1 protein-coding gene is annotated in these 749 nt (G+C 23.2%); it reads right to left on the reverse strand.

The genetic code is table 11. The features are described 5' to 3' along the window. The coding region (locus M3Z80_RS09690; protein WP_293919413.1) for a hypothetical protein at positions 1-749 on the reverse strand (749 nt) is incomplete at both ends.

Genomic DNA, 749 nt, shown 5'->3' on the forward strand with positions numbered 1-749 from the left:
ATTTCACGATTTGTTACTAAAACTTTTATATCGGTTTTTTGTTTTATTCTTTCCACACCTTTTTCAAAGATATAACATTTTGTTTCTAAAATAACATCGTTAAAATTATTATATGAATAATTACAATGAAGATCTTTATCTTTAATATATTCTGTTAACATATTATTTTTATCATATCTGAATTCAGTAACCATATGTTCTGATCCATCATCATCTTTAGAATACTCTTTTTTTATATTTCCCTGCTTATCATAGTCATAATACACAGTATTATTAAAATCATTATTTTGAAATATGTCTTTTTTAATTATATTTTCATTGCTATTATAATAAAAATATGTTTCTTCAGTTGTTTGATTTTTATAGTCGAGTTTCACAGATTTATAAGGTAATCCATTTTTATCATAATAATAAAAGGTATCATATATATCATCTATATGCTGGATTAAAAAATCATTATTGAAATAATTCACATAATTATCTTTTTTAGTTATGCAGTCTCGCTCAAATAAGGAAATTCCATTTTTATTAAATTCTATTAGTTTACATTTTTTCCCATCTAAACTATCTTTAACAAAATGCAATATACTTTTTAGAGCGTCTTTATCATATAGTGTATTACTTGCTGTCACCAGTGGTAGGATGTGACCGTATGATTTTATATTAATATCTTTATAAGTTAGTACCCCTTTGAACAGATCAATCATTGCAACATTATCTGATTCCAAATCATTTAATTCTATATTTTT

It is taken from the genome of Apibacter sp. (genome assembly GCF_025291155.1).
Lineage (GTDB): Bacteria > Bacteroidota > Bacteroidia > Flavobacteriales > Weeksellaceae > Apibacter.